At 73.7% G+C, this 16,075-nt stretch carries 14 protein-coding genes and 1 pseudogene; 8 read left to right on the forward strand and 7 right to left on the reverse strand.

What is annotated here, in order from left to right:
- Nucleotides 1-61 precede the first annotated feature (61 nt).
- Nucleotides 62-1,102 (reverse strand): NAD(P)/FAD-dependent oxidoreductase, encoded by a 1,041-nt coding sequence (locus NFU81_RS38825; RefSeq protein ID WP_251501459.1) that lies wholly within the window; start codon nt 1,100-1,102, stop codon nt 62-64.
- Nucleotides 1,103-1,241: 139 nt separating this feature from the next.
- Between NFU81_RS38825 and NFU81_RS38830 the strand changes: the two genes are divergently transcribed.
- From NFU81_RS38830 to NFU81_RS38840, 3 genes are all read left to right on the forward strand, one after another.
- A complete protein-coding gene (locus NFU81_RS38830; RefSeq protein WP_251501462.1) occupies nt 1,242-1,913 on the forward strand; it encodes a helix-turn-helix domain-containing protein in 672 nt (223 codons plus the stop codon).
- The gene (locus tag NFU81_RS38835) at nt 1,910-2,092 is read left to right on the forward strand and encodes a DUF6126 family protein (RefSeq protein WP_251501465.1); all 183 of its coding nucleotides are present in this window, start codon (nt 1,910-1,912) and stop codon (nt 2,090-2,092) included. Before NFU81_RS38830 ends, NFU81_RS38835 begins: the two co-directional genes overlap by 4 nt.
- 100 nt (nt 2,093-2,192) lie before the next feature.
- Complete coding sequence (locus NFU81_RS38840; RefSeq protein ID WP_251501468.1) at nt 2,193-3,440, forward strand: amidohydrolase; 1,248 nt, start codon at nt 2,193-2,195, stop codon at nt 3,438-3,440.
- A gap of 18 nt (nt 3,441-3,458) precedes the next feature.
- Here NFU81_RS38840 and NFU81_RS38845 read toward each other — a convergent pair whose 3' ends face one another.
- A complete protein-coding gene (locus NFU81_RS38845) occupies nt 3,459-4,466 on the reverse strand; it encodes an NAD-dependent epimerase/dehydratase family protein (RefSeq protein WP_251501472.1) in 1,008 nt (335 codons plus the stop codon).
- A gap of 128 nt (nt 4,467-4,594) precedes the next feature.
- On the opposite strand from NFU81_RS38845, the gene NFU81_RS38850 reads away from it, so the two are divergent.
- Nucleotides 4,595-5,038, forward strand: coding sequence for a MarR family winged helix-turn-helix transcriptional regulator (locus NFU81_RS38850; RefSeq protein WP_251501475.1), 444 nt, complete (start codon nt 4,595-4,597; stop codon nt 5,036-5,038).
- A 241-nt stretch (nt 5,039-5,279) separates the two neighbouring features.
- Here NFU81_RS38850 and thrS read toward each other — a convergent pair whose 3' ends face one another.
- Together thrS and NFU81_RS38860 are read right to left on the reverse strand one after the other, a co-directional pair.
- Nucleotides 5,280-6,515 carry a threonine--tRNA ligase gene (gene thrS, locus NFU81_RS38855; RefSeq protein ID WP_251501478.1) on the reverse strand — a complete coding sequence of 412 codons (1,236 nt, stop codon included), beginning with the start codon at nt 6,513-6,515 and terminating at the stop codon, nt 5,280-5,282.
- A 198-nt stretch (nt 6,516-6,713) separates the two neighbouring features.
- Nucleotides 6,714-8,084, reverse strand: coding sequence for a serine/threonine-protein kinase (locus NFU81_RS38860; RefSeq protein WP_251501481.1), 1,371 nt, complete (start codon nt 8,082-8,084; stop codon nt 6,714-6,716).
- A 238-nt stretch (nt 8,085-8,322) separates the two neighbouring features.
- Between NFU81_RS38860 and NFU81_RS38865 the strand changes: the two genes are divergently transcribed.
- Both NFU81_RS38865 and pntB read left to right on the forward strand, forming a co-directional pair.
- On the forward strand, nt 8,323-9,873 hold the full coding sequence (locus NFU81_RS38865) for a Re/Si-specific NAD(P)(+) transhydrogenase subunit alpha (protein ID WP_251501484.1): 1,551 nt from the start codon (nt 8,323-8,325) through the stop codon (nt 9,871-9,873).
- Nucleotides 9,874-9,879: 6 nt separating this feature from the next.
- Entirely contained in the window at nt 9,880-11,286 is a 1,407-nt protein-coding gene (pntB, locus tag NFU81_RS38870) for a Re/Si-specific NAD(P)(+) transhydrogenase subunit beta (RefSeq protein ID WP_251501487.1), read from the forward strand.
- A 129-nt stretch (nt 11,287-11,415) separates the two neighbouring features.
- Here pntB and NFU81_RS38875 read toward each other — a convergent pair whose 3' ends face one another.
- From NFU81_RS38875 to NFU81_RS38885, 3 genes are all read right to left on the reverse strand, one after another.
- A complete protein-coding gene (locus NFU81_RS38875) occupies nt 11,416-12,165 on the reverse strand; it encodes a class I SAM-dependent methyltransferase (protein ID WP_251501489.1) in 750 nt (249 codons plus the stop codon).
- 45 nt (nt 12,166-12,210) lie between these two features.
- Nucleotides 12,211-13,035 carry a slipin family protein gene (locus tag NFU81_RS38880; protein ID WP_251501492.1) on the reverse strand — a complete coding sequence of 275 codons (825 nt, stop codon included), beginning with the start codon at nt 13,033-13,035 and terminating at the stop codon, nt 12,211-12,213.
- A 114-nt stretch (nt 13,036-13,149) separates the two neighbouring features.
- Nucleotides 13,150-14,259 carry a PP2C family protein-serine/threonine phosphatase gene (locus tag NFU81_RS38885; protein WP_251501495.1) on the reverse strand — a complete coding sequence of 370 codons (1,110 nt, stop codon included), beginning with the start codon at nt 14,257-14,259 and terminating at the stop codon, nt 13,150-13,152.
- A 205-nt stretch (nt 14,260-14,464) separates the two neighbouring features.
- On the opposite strand from NFU81_RS38885, the gene NFU81_RS38890 reads away from it, so the two are divergent.
- Nucleotides 14,465-15,352 (forward strand): aldo/keto reductase, encoded by an 888-nt coding sequence (locus NFU81_RS38890; protein WP_251501497.1) that lies wholly within the window; start codon nt 14,465-14,467, stop codon nt 15,350-15,352.
- 411 nt (nt 15,353-15,763) lie between these two features.
- Nucleotides 15,764-16,075: pseudogene (locus tag NFU81_RS38895) on the forward strand (discoidin domain-containing protein); the annotation flags it as partial.

The raw sequence follows: 16,075 nt of genomic DNA on the forward strand, positions 1-16,075 counted from the left end.
GCGGCGGGCGGCGGGCGGATCCCGAAGGCGGCGGCCGGCGGATTTCGCTGACGCCGTGCGGCTACTGCGGCCCGGTGCCCGCCTGCACCGGGCCCGGTACTGCGGCACGGGCAGCGGCCACCGCGCGGCGGGTGTCGGCGGCCACCAGGTCCGCGTTGATCGACGCGGCCGCGCGGACTCCCGCGGCCGCCGCGCCGATGACCTGCTCGGCGAGGTTGGCGACGTTGCCGGCCACCCACACCCCGGGCACGGCGGTCGCGCCGGTCGGGTCCGCGAGGATGCGGGTGCCGAGCACGTGGCCGCCCATCTCCTGCTCCTCGGCCGTCAGGCCGAGCCCGCTCAGCAGGCCGCCGTTGGCGGTGAAGCGCGGGGCGACCGCCAGCGCGTCGCAGCCGATCCGCCGGCCGCCGGCCAGCTCCACGGCCGCGAGCCGGCCGCCGTCTGCCACCAGCGCGGTGACCTCGCCGTCGACGACGGCGACGCCACGTGCGGCGAGCTGCTCGTACGCCTCGTCGTCCGGTTCCGGCGCGGTGTGCAGGAACAGGGTGATCCGGTCGCTCCACTGCCGCCACAGCAGGGCCTGGTGCACGGCGAACGGGCCGGTGGCCAGGACTCCGACGGCCCGGTCGCGCACCTCCCAGCCGTGGCAGTAGGGGCAGTGCAGCACGTCGCGGCCCCACAGTCCGGCCAGTCCCGGCACCGCGGGCAGCTCGTCGGTCAGGCCCGTGGTGACCAGCAGGCGGTCGGCCAGGACAGCGGTGCCGTCGCCCAGGGTGACGCGGAAGTCCCCGTCCAGGCGGCGCTCGGCCGCGGTGACCGTGCCCGACCGGATCTCGCCGCCGTAGCCGGCGACCTCGGCGCGGCCCGCGGCGAGCAGGTCGGCCGGCGGGGTGCCCTCGCGGGCCAGGTAGGTGTGGACGCCGGACGCCGGGGCGTTGCGCGGGTGCCCGGCGTCGACCAGCAGGACCGAGCGGCGGGCGCGGGCCAAGGTCGACGCGCCGGCGAGTCCTGCGGCGCCACCGCCGACGACCACGGCCTCGTAGTGCGGCTCGGGTCCTGCGGGTGCGGTGTGCGGGCGCCTCTGCGGCGGGGTGTTGGTCATCTCTGCCTCCTTGCCGCGATGCTCGGCGGACCGGTCGCGTTCGGCAAACCTTCTTGCCGGAACAGCAACACGGCGGAACGGGTTTGCCTATGGGGCAAATTTTTTGCCTCTCAGGCATGCCCTGCTGTTCCATGGAGTCATGACAGCCACCGACCACCAGCAGCCCGCGGTCCCCGACGACGAGCTCGTCCTGGCCCCGCGGCTGCGGGACCTGCGGCAGGCCGCCGGGCTGACGCTGGAGAGCGCGGCGAGCCGGGCCGGACTGTCCGCGGCACATCTGTCGCGGCTGGAGTCCGGGCTGCGCCAGCCCTCGCTCCCGGTGCTGCTCGGGCTCGCCCGTATGTACGGGACCACGGTCTCGGACCTGCTCGGCGAGACCGCGGGCGAACCCGATCCCATCGTACGCGGCGCCGACGCCGCCGCGGTGCCGGCCGGCGGCTGGACGTACTGGCGGGCCGGCGGCAACGGGCGGGCCATGCAGGCGCTGCGGCTGCACATCCCGGCCGGTACGCAGCGCACGCTGGTCCGGGTGCACCCGGGCGAGGAGTGGCTGTACGTCACCGCAGGCACGCTCGACCTGACGCTCGGCGAGCGCACCCACACCCTCGCGCCCGGCGACTCCGCGCACTTCGACTCGCTCGTGCCGCACCGGCTGGCCGCGGCCGGCGGCGCGGGGGCCGACGTGCTGTTCGTGCACACCCTGATGCAGAGCGAGACGTCCGCGCTGTGCGTCGGCGCCCCGTCCTCCCTCACCACCGCCGCGCTCCCCGCGGCGCACCGCACCGCCACCCCACGAGGAGACCGGTCATGACCACGGAAGCCACCCCGCACGACCCCCGCCCGCAGGCACCGGTCGTCGTCCCCACCACCAACGGCAGCGAGAAGCGCAAGCAGCGCGGGGTGGTCACCCGGGTGCTGGTCTACGTCGTGGTCGCCCACCTGCTCGCCGCCTACCTCTACTTCCTCTTCGACATCGCCGCCAAGCACTGACCCTCCCGCCGGGTGGCGGCGCGGCGCCTGCGTGGTCGAATGGGCCGCACGGTCCCCGCAGGACCGCACGACACGGCACGGCTCGTGGAAGGTGACCCCGATGGCGCTCCCCGACGACGCATGGCAGACCGAGCTCCTTGCGGGCCTCGAGTCGCTGTACGAGGACCTGCACCGGCATCCGGAGCTGTCCGGCCAGGAGCACCGCACCGCGGCGAAGGCAGCGCAAGCGCTGGCCGCCGCCGGGTACGAGGTGACCGAGGGCGTCGGCGGCACCGGCGTGGTCGGGCTGCTGCGCAACGGCGAAGGACCCGTGGTGATGCTGCGGGCCGACATGGACGCGCTGCCGGTCCGCGAGGAGACCGGGCTGCCGTACGCGTCCGAGGTGTACGCGACCGGCCCCGACGGCGACAGCGTGCCGGTCGCGCACGCGTGCGGCCACGACATGCACGTGGCCTGCCTGGCCGGGGCGGCGGCACTGCTGGCCCGGCTGCGTCCGCACTGGTCGGGCACCGTGCTCGCGGTCTTCCAGCCCGCGGAGGAGCTGGTCGCGGGGGCGCGGGCGATGATCGAGGACGGGCTCTTCGAGCGCTTCCCGCGGCCGGACATCGTGCTCGGCCAGCACGTCGGCCCGCTGCCCGCCGGCATGATCGGGCACCGCGAGGGTCCGGTGATGGCCGCGGCCGACTTCGCGGACGTGGAGCTCTTCGGGCGCGGCGGCCACGGTTCGCGCCCCGAGGCGACCGTCGACCCGGTGCTGCTCGCCGCACACGTCGTCGTGCGCCTGCAGGGCATCGTGGCGCGCGAGGTGCCGGCCGCCGAGACCGCGGTGGTGACGGTGGGCCGGCTGCAGGCGGGGACGAAGGAGAACATCATCCCGGACACCGCACGGCTGGGCATCAGCGTGCGCTCCTACACCCCGCAGGTGCGCCGGCTGGTGATCGACGCGGTCGAGCGGATCGTCAACGGCGAGGCGGCGGCCAGCGGTTCGCCCAAGCCGCCGGTGATCGCCTGGAAGTCGGCGGCGCCGGTACTGGTCAGCGACGTGGAAGCGACCAGGGCGGTGCTCGCCGACCTGGGCGGGCACTTCGGGCAGGAGCGGATGCTGCCGCTGCCGCCGATCGCGGCGAGCGAGGACGTCGGGCTGTTCGGCGAGGCGGCCGGGGTGCCGACGGTGTTCTGGTTCTGGGGCGGCCCGGACGCCGCGAGCGTGCTGGCCGCCTTCCAGGAGGGCCGGCACGACCAGCTGCCGAGCAACCACTCCCCCGAGTTCGCGCCGGTCGTCCAGCCCACCCTGACCACCGGCGTGGAGGCCCTGACGGTCGCGGCCCTCGGCAGGCTCGGCGGCTGACCGCCGCGGGCGGTGCGTTCAGCGGGCGTTGCCCGCGCGGAGCCAGCCGAGGTAGTCCGCGACCGCGCGGGCGGTGTCGTACTCCGGGGTGTAACCGGTGTCCTGGCGCAGCCGGGTGATGTCCAGGCAGATGTCGGCGGGCGCCTGCGGGGCGCGGCCCGGGGGGAGGTCGATCGGGCTGCCGGGGGCCAGGGCCGACAGGGCGGCGACGACCTCGGCGTTGGTGGTGACCCGGCCGGAGGCGACGTTGTAGGTGCGGTGGTTCAGCCGCGGCGCCTGCTGGAGCAGTGCCAGCGCCCGGCCGCAGTCCTTGGCGTAGATCAGGTCGATGCCCTGGTCGGCGTGGGCGGGAGCGTACAGCGCCGACAGGTCGGGGGCGGTGCCGCGGGCGGCGGCGTGCACGAGCTGCGGGGCGGCGAAGAAGACGGACGCCGGCCGGCCGAGGGGTCCCCAGGCCGCGGATATGCGGGCGTTGACCAGGTCGACGCCCGTCGCGGCGGCGAGGTGGTCGGTGAGCAGCTCGCCGATCTTCTTGAACGCCGGGATGACATGGCCGCTCGTCATCGGCAGCGGCAGGTCCTCACCGAGCGGGGCCGCAGCGCCGGGGTCCACGTCGCCGTGGCCTGTCTCGGCTCCGGCTCCGGCTCCGGCGTAGACGCCGATGGTGCTGGCGACCACGACCCGGGCGGCCTTCCACTCGGCTGCCGCCTGCACGACGGTGAACAGGCTGTCGAGCGCGGCCCGGGCGGCGTCCACGGGGTGGCCGGGGGCGGGCGGCCAGGGCACGGACCCGGCGAGGTGGACGACGCCGGTGATGCGGTGCCGGTCGCCGACCGCGCGCACCTGCTCGCGGTCGGCGAGATCGGCCTGCTCGGTGAAGAGCCGGGTGCCGTGCTCGGCGGCGAGGGTCGCGGGCAGCGCGGTGACCGCACGCCGCTGCAGCAGCACGCACGACTCGCCGAGGTCGAGCAGTGCGCGTGCGGTGTGGGTGCCGATGAAGCCCAGGCCGCCGGTGACGAGGATCATCCGAGGTGCTCCGTTTGAGGTGTCGGTGGATACGGTCGGCGGCGCGCATCATCACGTCGCCTCAGCTGATCGTCAGTCTTGAAGAACGTCAGCTTCACTGACATTCACGCTAGCTGTAGAATTCCCCGGTGTCCACCACAGCCCCGGAGCTGAGCGGCCGGCTCGGCCATCTCTTCAAGCACGCGCAGCTGCGGCTCGCCGAGTTGAACGCGGAGGCGCTCGCGCCGTTCGGCATCAGCGGGCGCGAACTGGCGGTGCTGCTGGTGCTCGCGGGGCAGGAGGCGGCCTCCCAGCAGCAGGCCGCGGGCCGGCTGGGCGTGGACCGCACCACGATGGTCGCCTTCCTTGACGCCCTGGAGGACAAGGAACTGGTGGCCCGCCGCCCCGATCCGGACGACCGCCGCCGCAATGTCGTCGTCCTGACCGCGAAGGGCGCAGACACCCTCAAGCGGGCGACCGCGGCGAGCGACGCGGCCGAACGCCGCTTCCTGGCCCCGCTCGCAGCGGCCGACGCGACCCGCTTCCGCGCCGCCCTCCAGGCCGTGGCCCTGCACGACGACGCCCGCACCTGACGGACGCCGCCGGGTGCGTCAGGACGCGGGGGCGTCCGCCGTGCCTCGGGGGTGGCGCCGGAGTCCCGGCGCGCGATCGCCGCTTCGTTCGTCCAGGGAGAAGTCATTCGGACGGGCGTAGGGCGGCCCGGGGAGCCCGTCCTGCTGGTTTCGCAGCCACAACTCGACGTCCCCTTCCCGTGGTTGTGCGACGACCGCCGCCCGGCGCTCCCTCGCGGGAGGACCGGGCGGCGGCCGCGCCCTAGACCTCGTCGTCCCACAGGTGCGCGCTGCGGTCGCGCACCCGGCAGCCGATGCGGCGCAGCGCCTCGTCGGACGGCAGCGGGGCCGGGCGGCGGCCGTCGCGCAGGCGCAGCGCCACGGCGCCGGCCGCGGCCTCACGGGGGCCGAGCACGGCCTGGTAGGGAGCGAGCCGCGCGGCCCTGATCCTGGCGCCCAGGGTGCCGTCCGCCGGGTGCGCGGCCTCCGCCCGCAGGCCCTGGTCGAGGCACTGCCGCAGCAGCGCGTCGGCGTAGGGCACCTCGGCCTCGGTGAGCGGCTGGAGCACCAGCTGGACGGGGGCGAGCCAGGCGGGGAAGGCGCCGCCGTGCTGCTCGATCAGCTGGGCCACGGCCCGCTCGACGCTGCCGACGATGCTGCGGTGGACCATCACCGGGCGGTGTCGGCCGCCGTCGGGGCCGATGTACTCCAGGCCGAACTGCTCGGGCTGGTGGAAGTCGACCTGGACGGTGGACAGGGTGCTCTCCCGCCCGGCCGCGTCGGCGACCTGGACGTCGATCTTGGGGCCGTAGAAGGCGGCCTCGCCCTCCACCGCCTCGTACTCGAGACCCGCCGCGTCCAGCGCGTCGGTCAGCAGTGCGGCGGCCTTGCGCCACATGTCCTGGCTGCCGACGTACTTGCCGCCTGAGCCGCCGGAACCGCCTGCCAGAGACAGGCGGTGGCGTACCGGCACGATGCCGAGCGCCGCGTACGCCCGCCCGATCATGGCCAGCGCCGCCCGCGCCTCATCCGCGACCTGGTCGAGGGTGCAGAAGATGTGGGCGTCGTTCAGCTGGATCGCCCGCACCCGGGTCAGGCCGCCGAGGACGCCGGACAGCTCGGAGCGGTGCATCCCGCCGAGTTCGGCGATGCGCAGCGGCAGTTCGCGGTAGCTGTGGGCGCGGCGGCGGTAGATCAGGGCATGGTGCGGACACAGGCTGGGCCGCAGCACGAGCTGCTCGCCGCCGACGTCCATCGGCGGGAACATGTCGTCGCTGTAGTGCGACCAGTGGCCCGACACCTCGTACAGCTCGCGTTTGCCGAGCACCGGCGAGTACACGTGCCGGTAGCCGGCTCTGCGCTCGGCCTCCCGGATGTACTCCTCCAGGGCGTGCCGGACCGCCGCGCCGTCGGGCAGCCAGTACGGCAGGCCCGCGCCGATCAGCGGGTCGGTGTCGAACAGTGACAGCTCGCGGCCGATCCTGCGGTGGTCGTTCATGGCGGTCTCCTCGGGGAACGGCAGGACGGGAGACCACACGGCGAAGCCCCGGGGCACCCGCCCCGGGGCTTCGCTCACGGACATCGGTCAGCGCGCCGGGACGTACTCCGGCGTCGTCGTCAGTCCGTTGCGCTTCATGCGAGGGACGCTAGCAGGGCCGCCAGGCGGCCGCATCCGGTTTTCGTACGGCCGCGCGCCTCACGCCTCGGGGCTCCAGTACGCCAGCGTCGCGTCGAACCCGGCGATCCACGCGTCGAGTTCGGCCGCCTGGCGGGTGGTGACCTCGCAGGAGTGCAGGGTGCCGTCGAGCAGGGCGAGGGCCACCACCAGGGTGTGACCGCGGCCGCGGCCCTTCTCGCACCAGGCGACGTCGACCGCGGGCCAGGGGAAGGACAGGACGGCGCCGTTGGCGCCGAGCAGGATGCCGCCCGCGTCGAGGACGACGGCGTTTTTCCGGTCCATCGCGAGGAACTCGGGCGCGGCGGGCGGCCCGGCCGCCGCGCCCGGCGGCGGGATGGGGGCGCCGGGGCCGTACGCGGACGGCGGGGGCGCGGGCGAGGTGGCGGCGGGGGCCGGCGGGTAGGCGGGCATCGCGGGGACGGCCGGGGGCGGCGGGGTGTCGTGCGGCGCGTACGGGCCGCGGAGCGCGCCCGGCGGGTACGGGCCGCCCGGCCCGGGCGCGTCGTGGGGTGCGTACGACGCGCCCGACGGGTACGGGCCGCCCGGCCCGTTCGGCTCAGGGGGGTTCGGCGGCGCGAGGTCGTAGGAGGTCCGCGCGGCGGGCTCGGGCCCGTAGGCGAGCGTGCTGAACCGGTCGAGGAGCTGCTCGGTGCCGGGCCTGCGGGCCGGCGACTTCTCCAGGCAGGCCGCGACCAGTGGCCGCAGCCGCTCCGGGACGGCGGACACGTCGGCCTCGTGGTGCACCGAGCGGTAGACGAGCGCGACCGGGGTGCCGCCGCCGAAGGCGCTGCCCCCGGCCGCCGCGACCAGCACCGCGCCGAGCGCGAAGACGTCGGCCGCGGGGCCGACGTCCAGCCCTTCGGCCTGCTCGGGCGCCAGGAAGCCGGGGGTGCCGAAGGCCGTGCCGGTGGCGGTGAGCCGGGCGTCCTCCATCGCCCTGGCGATGCCGAAGTCCAGCACCCGGGGTCCGTCCGCGGCCATGACGATGTTGCCGGGCTTGAGGTCCCTGTGCACCAGGCCGCAGCGGTGGACCGCCTGCAGCGCCTCGGCGAGCGCGGCCCCCAGCGCGCTCAGCCGCGGTTCGTCCATCGGGCCTTCCTCGGCGAGCAGCCGGGCCAGGGTCGGCCCCGGCACGTAGGCGGTGGCGAGCCAGGGCGCCGCGGCCTCGGGGTCGGCGTCCACGACCTGCGCGGTGTGGAAGCCGCCGACGCTGCGTGCCGCGGCCACCTCGCCGCGGAACCGCGCCCGGAATCCGGGGTCCGCGGCCAGTTCGGGCCTGACGACCTTCACGGCCACCAGGCGGCCGCCCCGCGACCGGGCCAGCCACACCGTCCCCATGCCGCCCTCGCCGAGCTTGCGCTCGACGGCGTACCCGCCGATCCACTCCATACGGCCCCTCCCCCATGTCCGACCCCGTGATTATGACGAAGCCCACGTCCCGGCCCCGCACCGGCCGACACCCCTGTCACCTGGGCGCGGCCGGACGTGCGGGCGGTTTTCGGACGGCGGACGGGTTGCGGCGCGGCGACTGTGCCGGTTTCGAGGGCGCACGTCCTTGCGAACTGCGGCTACCTTCCCGGTAGTCATTGCCTCATCCGAGGTGGTTCGCCGACCAGAGAGGACCCAGATGAGTCAGTCAGGGCAACGAGTGGGCGTCGTGGCCGAGTCACGGGCCGGGGAGACGCGGGTGGCGGCCACCGCGGTGACGGTCGGCCAGTTGCGCGGCCTGGGCTACCAGGTGGTGGTGGAGAGCGGCGCCGGGCTCGGGGCGAGCCTGGACGACGAGGCTTACCGGGAAGCCGGCGCGGACATCGGGAGCCGGACGGAAGTGTGGGGCGCCGACGTCGTCCTGGCGGTCAACGCGCCCTCCGCGGAGGAGATCGCGCTGCTGGCGGACGGCTCGACGCTGATCTCGCTGCTCGGCCCCGCGCAGAACCCCGACCTGCTCGACGCGCTCGCGCGGCGGCCGGTCACGGCGCTCGCGATGGACGCGGTACCGCGGATCTCCCGGGCGCAGTCGCTCGACGTGCTCAGCTCGATGGCCAACATCGCCGGCTACCGGGCGGTGGTGGAGGCCGCGCACGCCTTCGGCCGGTTCTTCACCGGCCAGGTCACCGCGGCGGGCAAGGTGCCGCCGGCGAAGGTGCTGGTCGCCGGCGCCGGGGTGGCGGGGCTCGCGGCGATCGGCGCGGCCGGCAGCCTCGGGGCGATCGTGCGGGCGACGGACCCGCGTCCCGAGGTCGCCGACCAGGTCAGGTCGCTCGGCGGGGAGTACCTGTCGGTGGAGTCGGCGGAGGCGGAGGTGAGCGCGACCGGTTACGCCAAGCAGATGTCGGACGACTACAACGCCCGCGCCGCCGCGCTGTACGCCCAGCAGGCCCCCGAGGTGGACATCGTCATCACCACCGCCCTCATCCCCGGCAGGCCGGCACCGCTGCTGATCACCGAGGAGATGGTGGCGAGCATGCGCCCGGGCAGCGTGATCGTGGACATGGCCGCGTCGCAGGGCGGCAACGTGGCGGGCACGGTCGCGGGCGAGGTGGTGGTCACCGCCAACCAGGTGTCGATCATCGGCTACACCGACCTGGCGTCCCGGCTGCCCGCGCAGGCGTCCCAGCTGTACGGCACCAACCTGGTGAACCTGCTGAAGCTGCTGACCCCGGGCAAGGACGGGCAGTTGGTGCTGGACTTCGACGACGTGGTGCAGCGCTCGGTGACGGTGGTGCGGGACGGTGCGAAGACCTGGCCGCCACCGCAGGTCCAGGTGTCGGCGGCGCCGGCGCCCGCCACGGGTGCGTCCGTCGCGCCGGTGGCGGCCCCGCGCAAGGCACCCTCGCCGGGTCGTACGTACGCGCTGGTGGGACTGGGGGCCGCGGTGCTCTTCCTGGTGACGGCCTTCGCACCCGAGCAGCTGATCGGCAACCTGACGGTCTTCGTGCTGGCGATCGTCATCGGCTACTACGTGATCGGCCATGTGCACCACGCCCTGCACACCCCGCTGATGTCGGTGACCAACGCGATCTCCGGCATCATCGTGGTCGGCGCGCTGCTGCAGATCGGGCACGCGCACACCGCGGTGACGGTGCTGTCCTTCGTGGCGGTGCTGCTGGCGTCCATCAACATCTTCGGCGGTTTCGCCGTGACCCGGCGCATGCTCAGCATGTTCGCGAAGGACTGAGCCGACATGACCGCATCGACTGCCGCACAGGCGGCCTACGTTGTCGCCGCACTGCTCTTCATCCTCAGCCTCGCCGGCCTGTCCCGGCACGAGACGTCGCGCTCGGGCGTGACGTACGGCATCGGCGGCATGGCCATCGCGCTGGTGGCCACCATCGGGCTCGCGTCCCGCAGCATCGCGGCGACCGGACTCGCCCTGATCGCCGTGGCGATGGTCATCGGCGCCGGCATCGGCCTGTGGCGGGCCCGCCGGGTGGAGATGACCGGCATGCCGGAACTCATCGCCATACTCCACAGCTTCGTCGGTCTGGCCGCCGTCCTGGTCGGCTGGAACGGCTACCTCGACGTCGAGGCCAAGGGCGCGGGGCAGACCGAGATCGCCTCGGACCTGCTGCGCATCCACCACGCCGAGGTCTTCATCGGCGTCTTCATCGGGGCGGTGACCTTCACCGGCTCCGTCATCGCCTTCCTCAAACTGTCGGCGCGGATCAAGTCCAGCCCGCTGATGCTGCCCGGCCGCAACGCGATCAACCTGGGCGGTCTGGCCGCCTTCGTGGCGCTGACCGTGGCCTTCGTCGTGTCGCCGCACCTGTGGCTGCTGATCGCGGTGACCGCGGTGGCGCTGGCGCTCGGCCTGCACCTGGTGGCGTCGATCGGGGGCGGCGACATGCCGGTGGTCGTCTCGATGCTGAACAGCTACTCGGGGTGGGCGGCGGCCGCGTCGGGCTTCCTGCTCGACAACAACCTGCTGATCGTGACGGGCGCGCTGGTGGGCTCCTCGGGTGCGTACCTGTCGTACATCATGTGCACCGCGATGAACCGCTCGTTCCTTTCGGTGATCGCCGGCGGCTTCGGCATAGAGACCGGCCCCGCCGACACCACGGAGTACGGCGAGCACCAGGAGATCAACGCCGCGGACACCGCGAAGATGCTGCGGGACGCCACGTCGGTGGTCATCACTCCCGGCTACGGCATGGCAGTAGCACAGGCGCAGTATCCGGTGGCGGACCTGACCCGCAGGCTGCGCGAGCGGGGCGTGGAGGTGCGGTTCGGCATCCACCCGGTCGCGGGCCGGCTGCCCGGGCACATGAACGTGCTGCTCGCGGAGGCGAAGGTGCCGTACGACATCGTGCTGGAGATGGACGAGATCAACGACGACCTCGCCGCGACCACGGTGGTGCTGGTCATCGGGGCGAACGACACGGTCAACCCGGCCGCGATCGACGACCCGGGCAGCCCGATCGCCGGTATGCCGGTGCTGCGGGTGTGGGAGGCGGAGAGCGTCATCGTCTTCAAGCGCTCGATGAACCCCGGTTACGCCGGGGTGCAGAACCCGCTGTTCTTCCGGGAGAACAGCCAGATGCTCTTCGGTGACGCGAAGGAGCGGGTGGAGGACATCCTGCGGTCGCTGTGAACCGGTGGCACCGGGCGGCGGACTGCTCCACCCGCCGCCCGGCCCGCCGGCGCCCGCTCCGGGCTGCTGGACGACCTGCCCGAGGTGCCACGCGCGGCCCCGGCCCCCGGCCTGCCGACTGACCAGCCGTCACCGCCCGCTGTCCGCAGCGCCGTCCGGCCGCTGCGCCACCACGACGAACTCCTTGCCCGGCCGGTCGGGGGCGTCGCGCACCTCCCGCACGGCGAAGCCCTGCGCGGCCAGGTCGGCCTCGATCTCCGCGCGCTCGCGGAAGCGCAGGGTCGAGTGGGAGGTCAGCGTCTGCCCGTCGGAGGCGAAGACGTACGTGCCGCGGAAGGTCACCAGCGGCAGCGCGACCTCCAGCAGGTCGATCCAGGTGTGCACCTCGCCCACTCCCGGGATCTGCGTGACGCGGTCGGTCTCCGCGCGGTTCCACGCCTCCCAGGCACGGCGGGACGGGTCGCGGGTCTCGAAGACCAGGTACCCGCCGGGGCGCAGCGCCCGGTGGGCGCCGGCGAGCGTCCGCTGCCACACGTCGGGGGCGGCGACGGCCTGCGCGACGTTGCCCGTCATGGTCGCGAGGTCGGCGCGCAGCGGCGGCAGCGCGGTGGCGTCCGCGCAGATCCAGCGCACCCGCTCCGCGCCCGGTTTGGCCCGCGCCACGTCGAGGGACGCGCGCGCCGGGTCGACGCCGGTGACGTCGATACCGCGGTCGGCCAGCAGCAGCGCGAAGGTGCCGGTGCCGCAGCCGATGTCCAGGACCCGTTCCGCACCCAGCTCGGCGGCGAGGGCGAGGTAGGCGTCCAGGTCGCGGCGGTCGGGGTCGAGCGGGTCGTAGAGCGGGGCGAGACGCGGATGGACGTAGTGCTCGTCTGTCATGCGGCCGACCGTACAAGGGGCGGGCGGCGGGGTCACAGCCCCGGATCACTCCCCCGGGTTGATCTCCGGTGGGGTGTCGGGGGCGGCGTCGACGGCCGGCGGGTCCTTCACGGGGTCGAGTCCGGGCAGCGGGGTGTCGTGGCCGGCCGCGGACCGGCTCTGCTCGGCCACGTAGCGGTTGACGGCGCGGACGCTGTCCAGGAGCTGCGCGGGGAAGACGATGGTGCTGTTCTTCTCCACGGCGATCTCGGCCAGGATCTGCAGGTTGCGCAGCTGGAGGGCGACCGGGTGGTCGGCGATGACGTCAGCGGCCTCGGCGAGCCGGCCGGCGCTGAGTGCCTCGCCCTCGGCCGCGATGATCTTGGCCCGCTTCTCCCGCTCCGCCTCGGCCTGGCGGGCCATCGCCCGCTGCATGCTGGTGGGCAGCTCGATGTCCTTCAGCTCGACGAGGAAGACCTGGACGCCCCACTGCTGGGTGATGCTGTCCAGGATCTCGCGGATCGCCAGGTTGAGCGTCTGGGTGTCGGTGAGCACCTGGTCCAGCAGCGAGCGGCCGACGATGTTGCGGACCGTGGTCTGGGCGATCTGGCCGACCGCCTGGGAGACGTTCTCGATCTCCACGATCGCCTTCACGGCGTCCACCCGGCGGAAGTACGCCACCGCGGCCACGCCGATCGACACGTTGTCCTGGGTGATCACCTGCTGTGACGGCACCGGCATGGTGACCGTGCGCAGGCTGACCTTCCACATGCGGTCGGAGAACGGGATCATGAAGTGGAAGCCCGGTCTGCGGACCCCGCGCAGCCGGCCGAGCCGGAAGACGACTCCGCGCTCGTACTGCCGCACGATGGCGATTCCCATGTTCGGCATGGCCCAGCCTCCCGATGTCGGCTCCCTTCCAGCATCCCTCGCACTCGCCCGGGCCGCGCGTACGGGCGATCCGCGCAGGTCAGGAGGGGGTCGCCGGGGCCGGCGGGGCTGCGGTCACGCCGCCTCGTCGTCGATGGACTCCACCCGGACGACCAGCGCGGCGATGTCGTCGTCGAGGCCGCCGCCGCTGAAGCGCAGCAGCTGGCCGTGCAGCTCGTCGAGCATGCGGCGCGGCGGGACGTCGACCTGGCCGCGCAGCCAGGTCAGCAGCGGGAAGAAGGTGCCGGAGCGGTTGCGGGTCTCGGTGACGCCGTCGGTGTAGAGCAGCAGCTGGTCGCCCGGGGCCAGCGGCAGGGTGTCGACGGTGTAGTCGCCGCCGATCAGCCCCGCCATGTGCAGCGGCGGCGAGGGGGCGGTCGGTTCGAGGACGCTGATGTCCGCTCCGCGCATCAGGATCGGCGGCGGGTGGCCGCAGTTGAGCACGGTCGCCCGGCCGCCGCCGTGCGGGATCTGGGCCACCACGACGGTGGCGAACCGCTCGGCGGACTCGGAGGTGGGGAAGGTCGCGCTGTAGCGGACCATGCTGGTGTCCATCCGCCGGGCGAGCGCGGCGAGGTCGGGCTCGTCGTAGGCGGCCTCGCGGAAGGAGTTGACGACCGCGCCGGCCGCGCCGACCGCTGCCAGGCCCTTGCCGCGCACGTCGCCGATCAGCACCCGCAGGCCGTGCGGGGTGTCGACGGCCTCGTAGAGGTCGCCGCCGATCCTGGCCTGCGCGGCGGCGGCCACGTACAGCGTCTCGATGCTCACCCCGCAGATCCGCCGCGGGATCGGCCGCAGCACCACCGACTGGGCGGCTTCCGCGACCGATCGGACCTCGAACAGGGCGCGCTCGCGCTGCAGCCGGATGTGGCAGGCGTAGCCGGCCGCGGCGGTGACGGCGGCGATGGCGCCGCCGGTGAAGTAGGTGGCCGACTGGTGGTAGAGCACTTCGATGGTGACGACCACGACGAGGGCGAGCGCACCGAGGCCCACGGTGGCGCTGACCGACCACATCGAGGCGGCCAGCGCGGGAGCGGCCGGCAGCAGCCGGCTCACGGCGAAGTCCCGGGGTGTGGCGAGGGCCGTCACGCCGACCGCCACGGTCAGCAGGAGCGGCGCCATCGGGGGGCGGCCGCTCCGGCGGGGGGCCGGGCGGCGGCGCCTGAGCAGCTCGGTCGTCGTCACATCGCCGAGCGTATCGGGGCGAACCGGAAATACCGCGCTGCCGCAGACGCGGTCCCCATCGCGCTTTCCCTCACCGGTTCCAACTCCCCGCGGGGCCTGATCGTTCCCGTCCCCGCTGTGACAATTGCCCGCCCGGCCAGGCATTCCCGGCGTGGCGCCCGGTGGGCGATACTCCGGTCTCCGCTACGAGAGGAATCGATCATCCATGGCCTCACGGACCATCACCGCCGCGGCAGCCGGCAGCAGGCAGCTCGGCGATCTGACGGTGAACCGTATCGGCTTCGGCGCCATGCGCCTGACGGGCAGTGCCGCCTTCGACCTCGGTGTGCCCAGTGACCGCGAGCAGGCGCTCGGGGTGCTGCGGCGGGCGGTCGACCTGGGCGTCAACCACATCGACACCGCAGCCTTCTACTTCTCCTCGCTGCGCTCGGCGAACGAGCTGATCGGCCGGGCGCTGGCGCCGTATCCCGACGACCTGGTGATCGCCACCAAGGTCGGCCCGGGGCGCGACCCCTCGGGGCAGTGGCTGCCGCTGGCCAGACCGGACCAGCTGCGCGGGCAGGTCGAGGAGAACCTGCGGCAGCTCGGCCGCGACCACCTGGACCTGGTCAACCTGCGGGTCCTGCCGTCGGTTGAGCTCGCCGAGCACTTCGGCGCGCTGGCCGAGCTGCAGGCGGCGGGGCTCATCCGCCATCTGGGGGTCTCCAACGTCACCGGCGCGCAGCTCGCCGACGCGCGGGCTGTGGCACCCGTGGTGTGCGTCCAGAACCTGTTCGGGCTCGACGACCGGGAGCGCAGCGCGGACCTGCTGCGGGAGTGCGGTGAACTCGGCATCGCCTTCGTGCCGTTCTACTCCATCGCCGGCAAGGGCCGGGAGGCGGGCGCGGCCCGGGACAGCAGCGAGCAGGTCGCGGCGGTGGCCCGCGCACACGGGGTGTCGGCGGCGCAGGTCAGGCTGGCGTGGACGCTGCAACAGGGGCCGCACGTGCTGGCGATTCCGGGCACCGGCGACCCGGACCACCTCGTGGAGAACGTGGCGGCGGGAGCGCTGCGGCTCACCGACGACGACATGGCGCTGCTGAACGCGGCCTGACCCGCACGGTCCGACAAGTCCTGAATGAACTCATCCGATCTTTTACCGACATTGCACAGGGCGCAATGACGGCAACCGTCCCGTGAATGCAGTGCTTTGCGGACAATTCACCGATCCGGTCGGGACCCTTGACGGGATGTTTGTTTCAGCAGTTGAATCCCTGCATACCTGAAACCGCGCTTTCGGAAGTGCTCAGCGTGGTGCGTGTCATGGGACTGCGCGCGCCTCCCCCCACCGCAAGTCAGCCCGAAACAAGCGGATTCCATCGCGGCCGTGACGCGCTCCGTCACGGCCGCGCGCGGGGCACTGGGTTCACCTGTTGAAGTTGAAGCTGGACACAGCAGGTTTCCGTGCGCTCAGTCCACCGTCGCGCCGGCCGACCGCGCCGAGCGCCGCCGTTCGGAGACAGCCATGTCAGTTACGCGTCGCACGTTCATCGGCACCGCGGCCGGCGGGGTCGCCGCCGCGGCCCTGGGCACTCTCGGCATCGCCCGTACCGCGTCCGCGGCCAGCGCACCCGGTGACGTGGTCGGCAAGGTCACCGTCGGATACCAGGGCTGGTTCGCCTGCATCGGCGACGGCGCCCCGATCAACGCGTGGTGGCACTGGAGTGCCAACGCCGGTCAGGCTCCGTCGCCGTCGAACACCGGGATCGTGGCGTGGCCGGACGTGCGGGACTACGCGACGACGTATCCGACCGGTTACGCGGCGCTTGGAGGCGGC

Source organism: Actinacidiphila cocklensis, from assembly GCF_907177275.1.
In the GTDB taxonomy this organism is placed as follows: Bacteria; Actinomycetota; Actinomycetes; order Streptomycetales; family Streptomycetaceae; genus Actinacidiphila; species Actinacidiphila cocklensis.

What these genes read in the sequence shown, in the direction of transcription:
- NFU81_RS38825 (WP_251501459.1), bottom strand. Translation starts at nt 1,102, where the DNA reads ATGACCAACACCCCGCCGCAGAGGCGCCCGCACACCGCACCCGCAGGA.
- NFU81_RS38830 (WP_251501462.1), top strand. Translation starts at nt 1,242, where the DNA reads ATGACAGCCACCGACCACCAGCAGCCCGCGGTCCCCGACGACGAGCTC.
- NFU81_RS38835 (WP_251501465.1), top strand. Translation starts at nt 1,910, where the DNA reads ATGACCACGGAAGCCACCCCGCACGACCCCCGCCCGCAGGCACCGGTC.
- NFU81_RS38840 (WP_251501468.1), top strand. Translation starts at nt 2,193, where the DNA reads ATGGCGCTCCCCGACGACGCATGGCAGACCGAGCTCCTTGCGGGCCTC.
- NFU81_RS38845 (WP_251501472.1), bottom strand. Translation starts at nt 4,466, where the DNA reads ATGATCCTCGTCACCGGCGGCCTGGGCTTCATCGGCACCCACACCGCA.
- thrS (WP_251501478.1), bottom strand. Translation starts at nt 6,515, where the DNA reads ATGAACGACCACCGCAGGATCGGCCGCGAGCTGTCACTGTTCGACACC.
- NFU81_RS38860 (WP_251501481.1), bottom strand. Translation starts at nt 8,084, where the DNA reads ATGGAGTGGATCGGCGGGTACGCCGTCGAGCGCAAGCTCGGCGAGGGC.
- NFU81_RS38865 (WP_251501484.1), top strand. Translation starts at nt 8,323, where the DNA reads ATGAGTCAGTCAGGGCAACGAGTGGGCGTCGTGGCCGAGTCACGGGCC.
- pntB (WP_251501487.1), top strand. Translation starts at nt 9,880, where the DNA reads ATGACCGCATCGACTGCCGCACAGGCGGCCTACGTTGTCGCCGCACTG.
- NFU81_RS38875 (WP_251501489.1), bottom strand. Translation starts at nt 12,165, where the DNA reads ATGACAGACGAGCACTACGTCCATCCGCGTCTCGCCCCGCTCTACGAC.
- NFU81_RS38880 (WP_251501492.1), bottom strand. Translation starts at nt 13,035, where the DNA reads ATGCCGAACATGGGAATCGCCATCGTGCGGCAGTACGAGCGCGGAGTC.
- NFU81_RS38890 (WP_251501497.1), top strand. Translation starts at nt 14,465, where the DNA reads ATGGCCTCACGGACCATCACCGCCGCGGCAGCCGGCAGCAGGCAGCTC.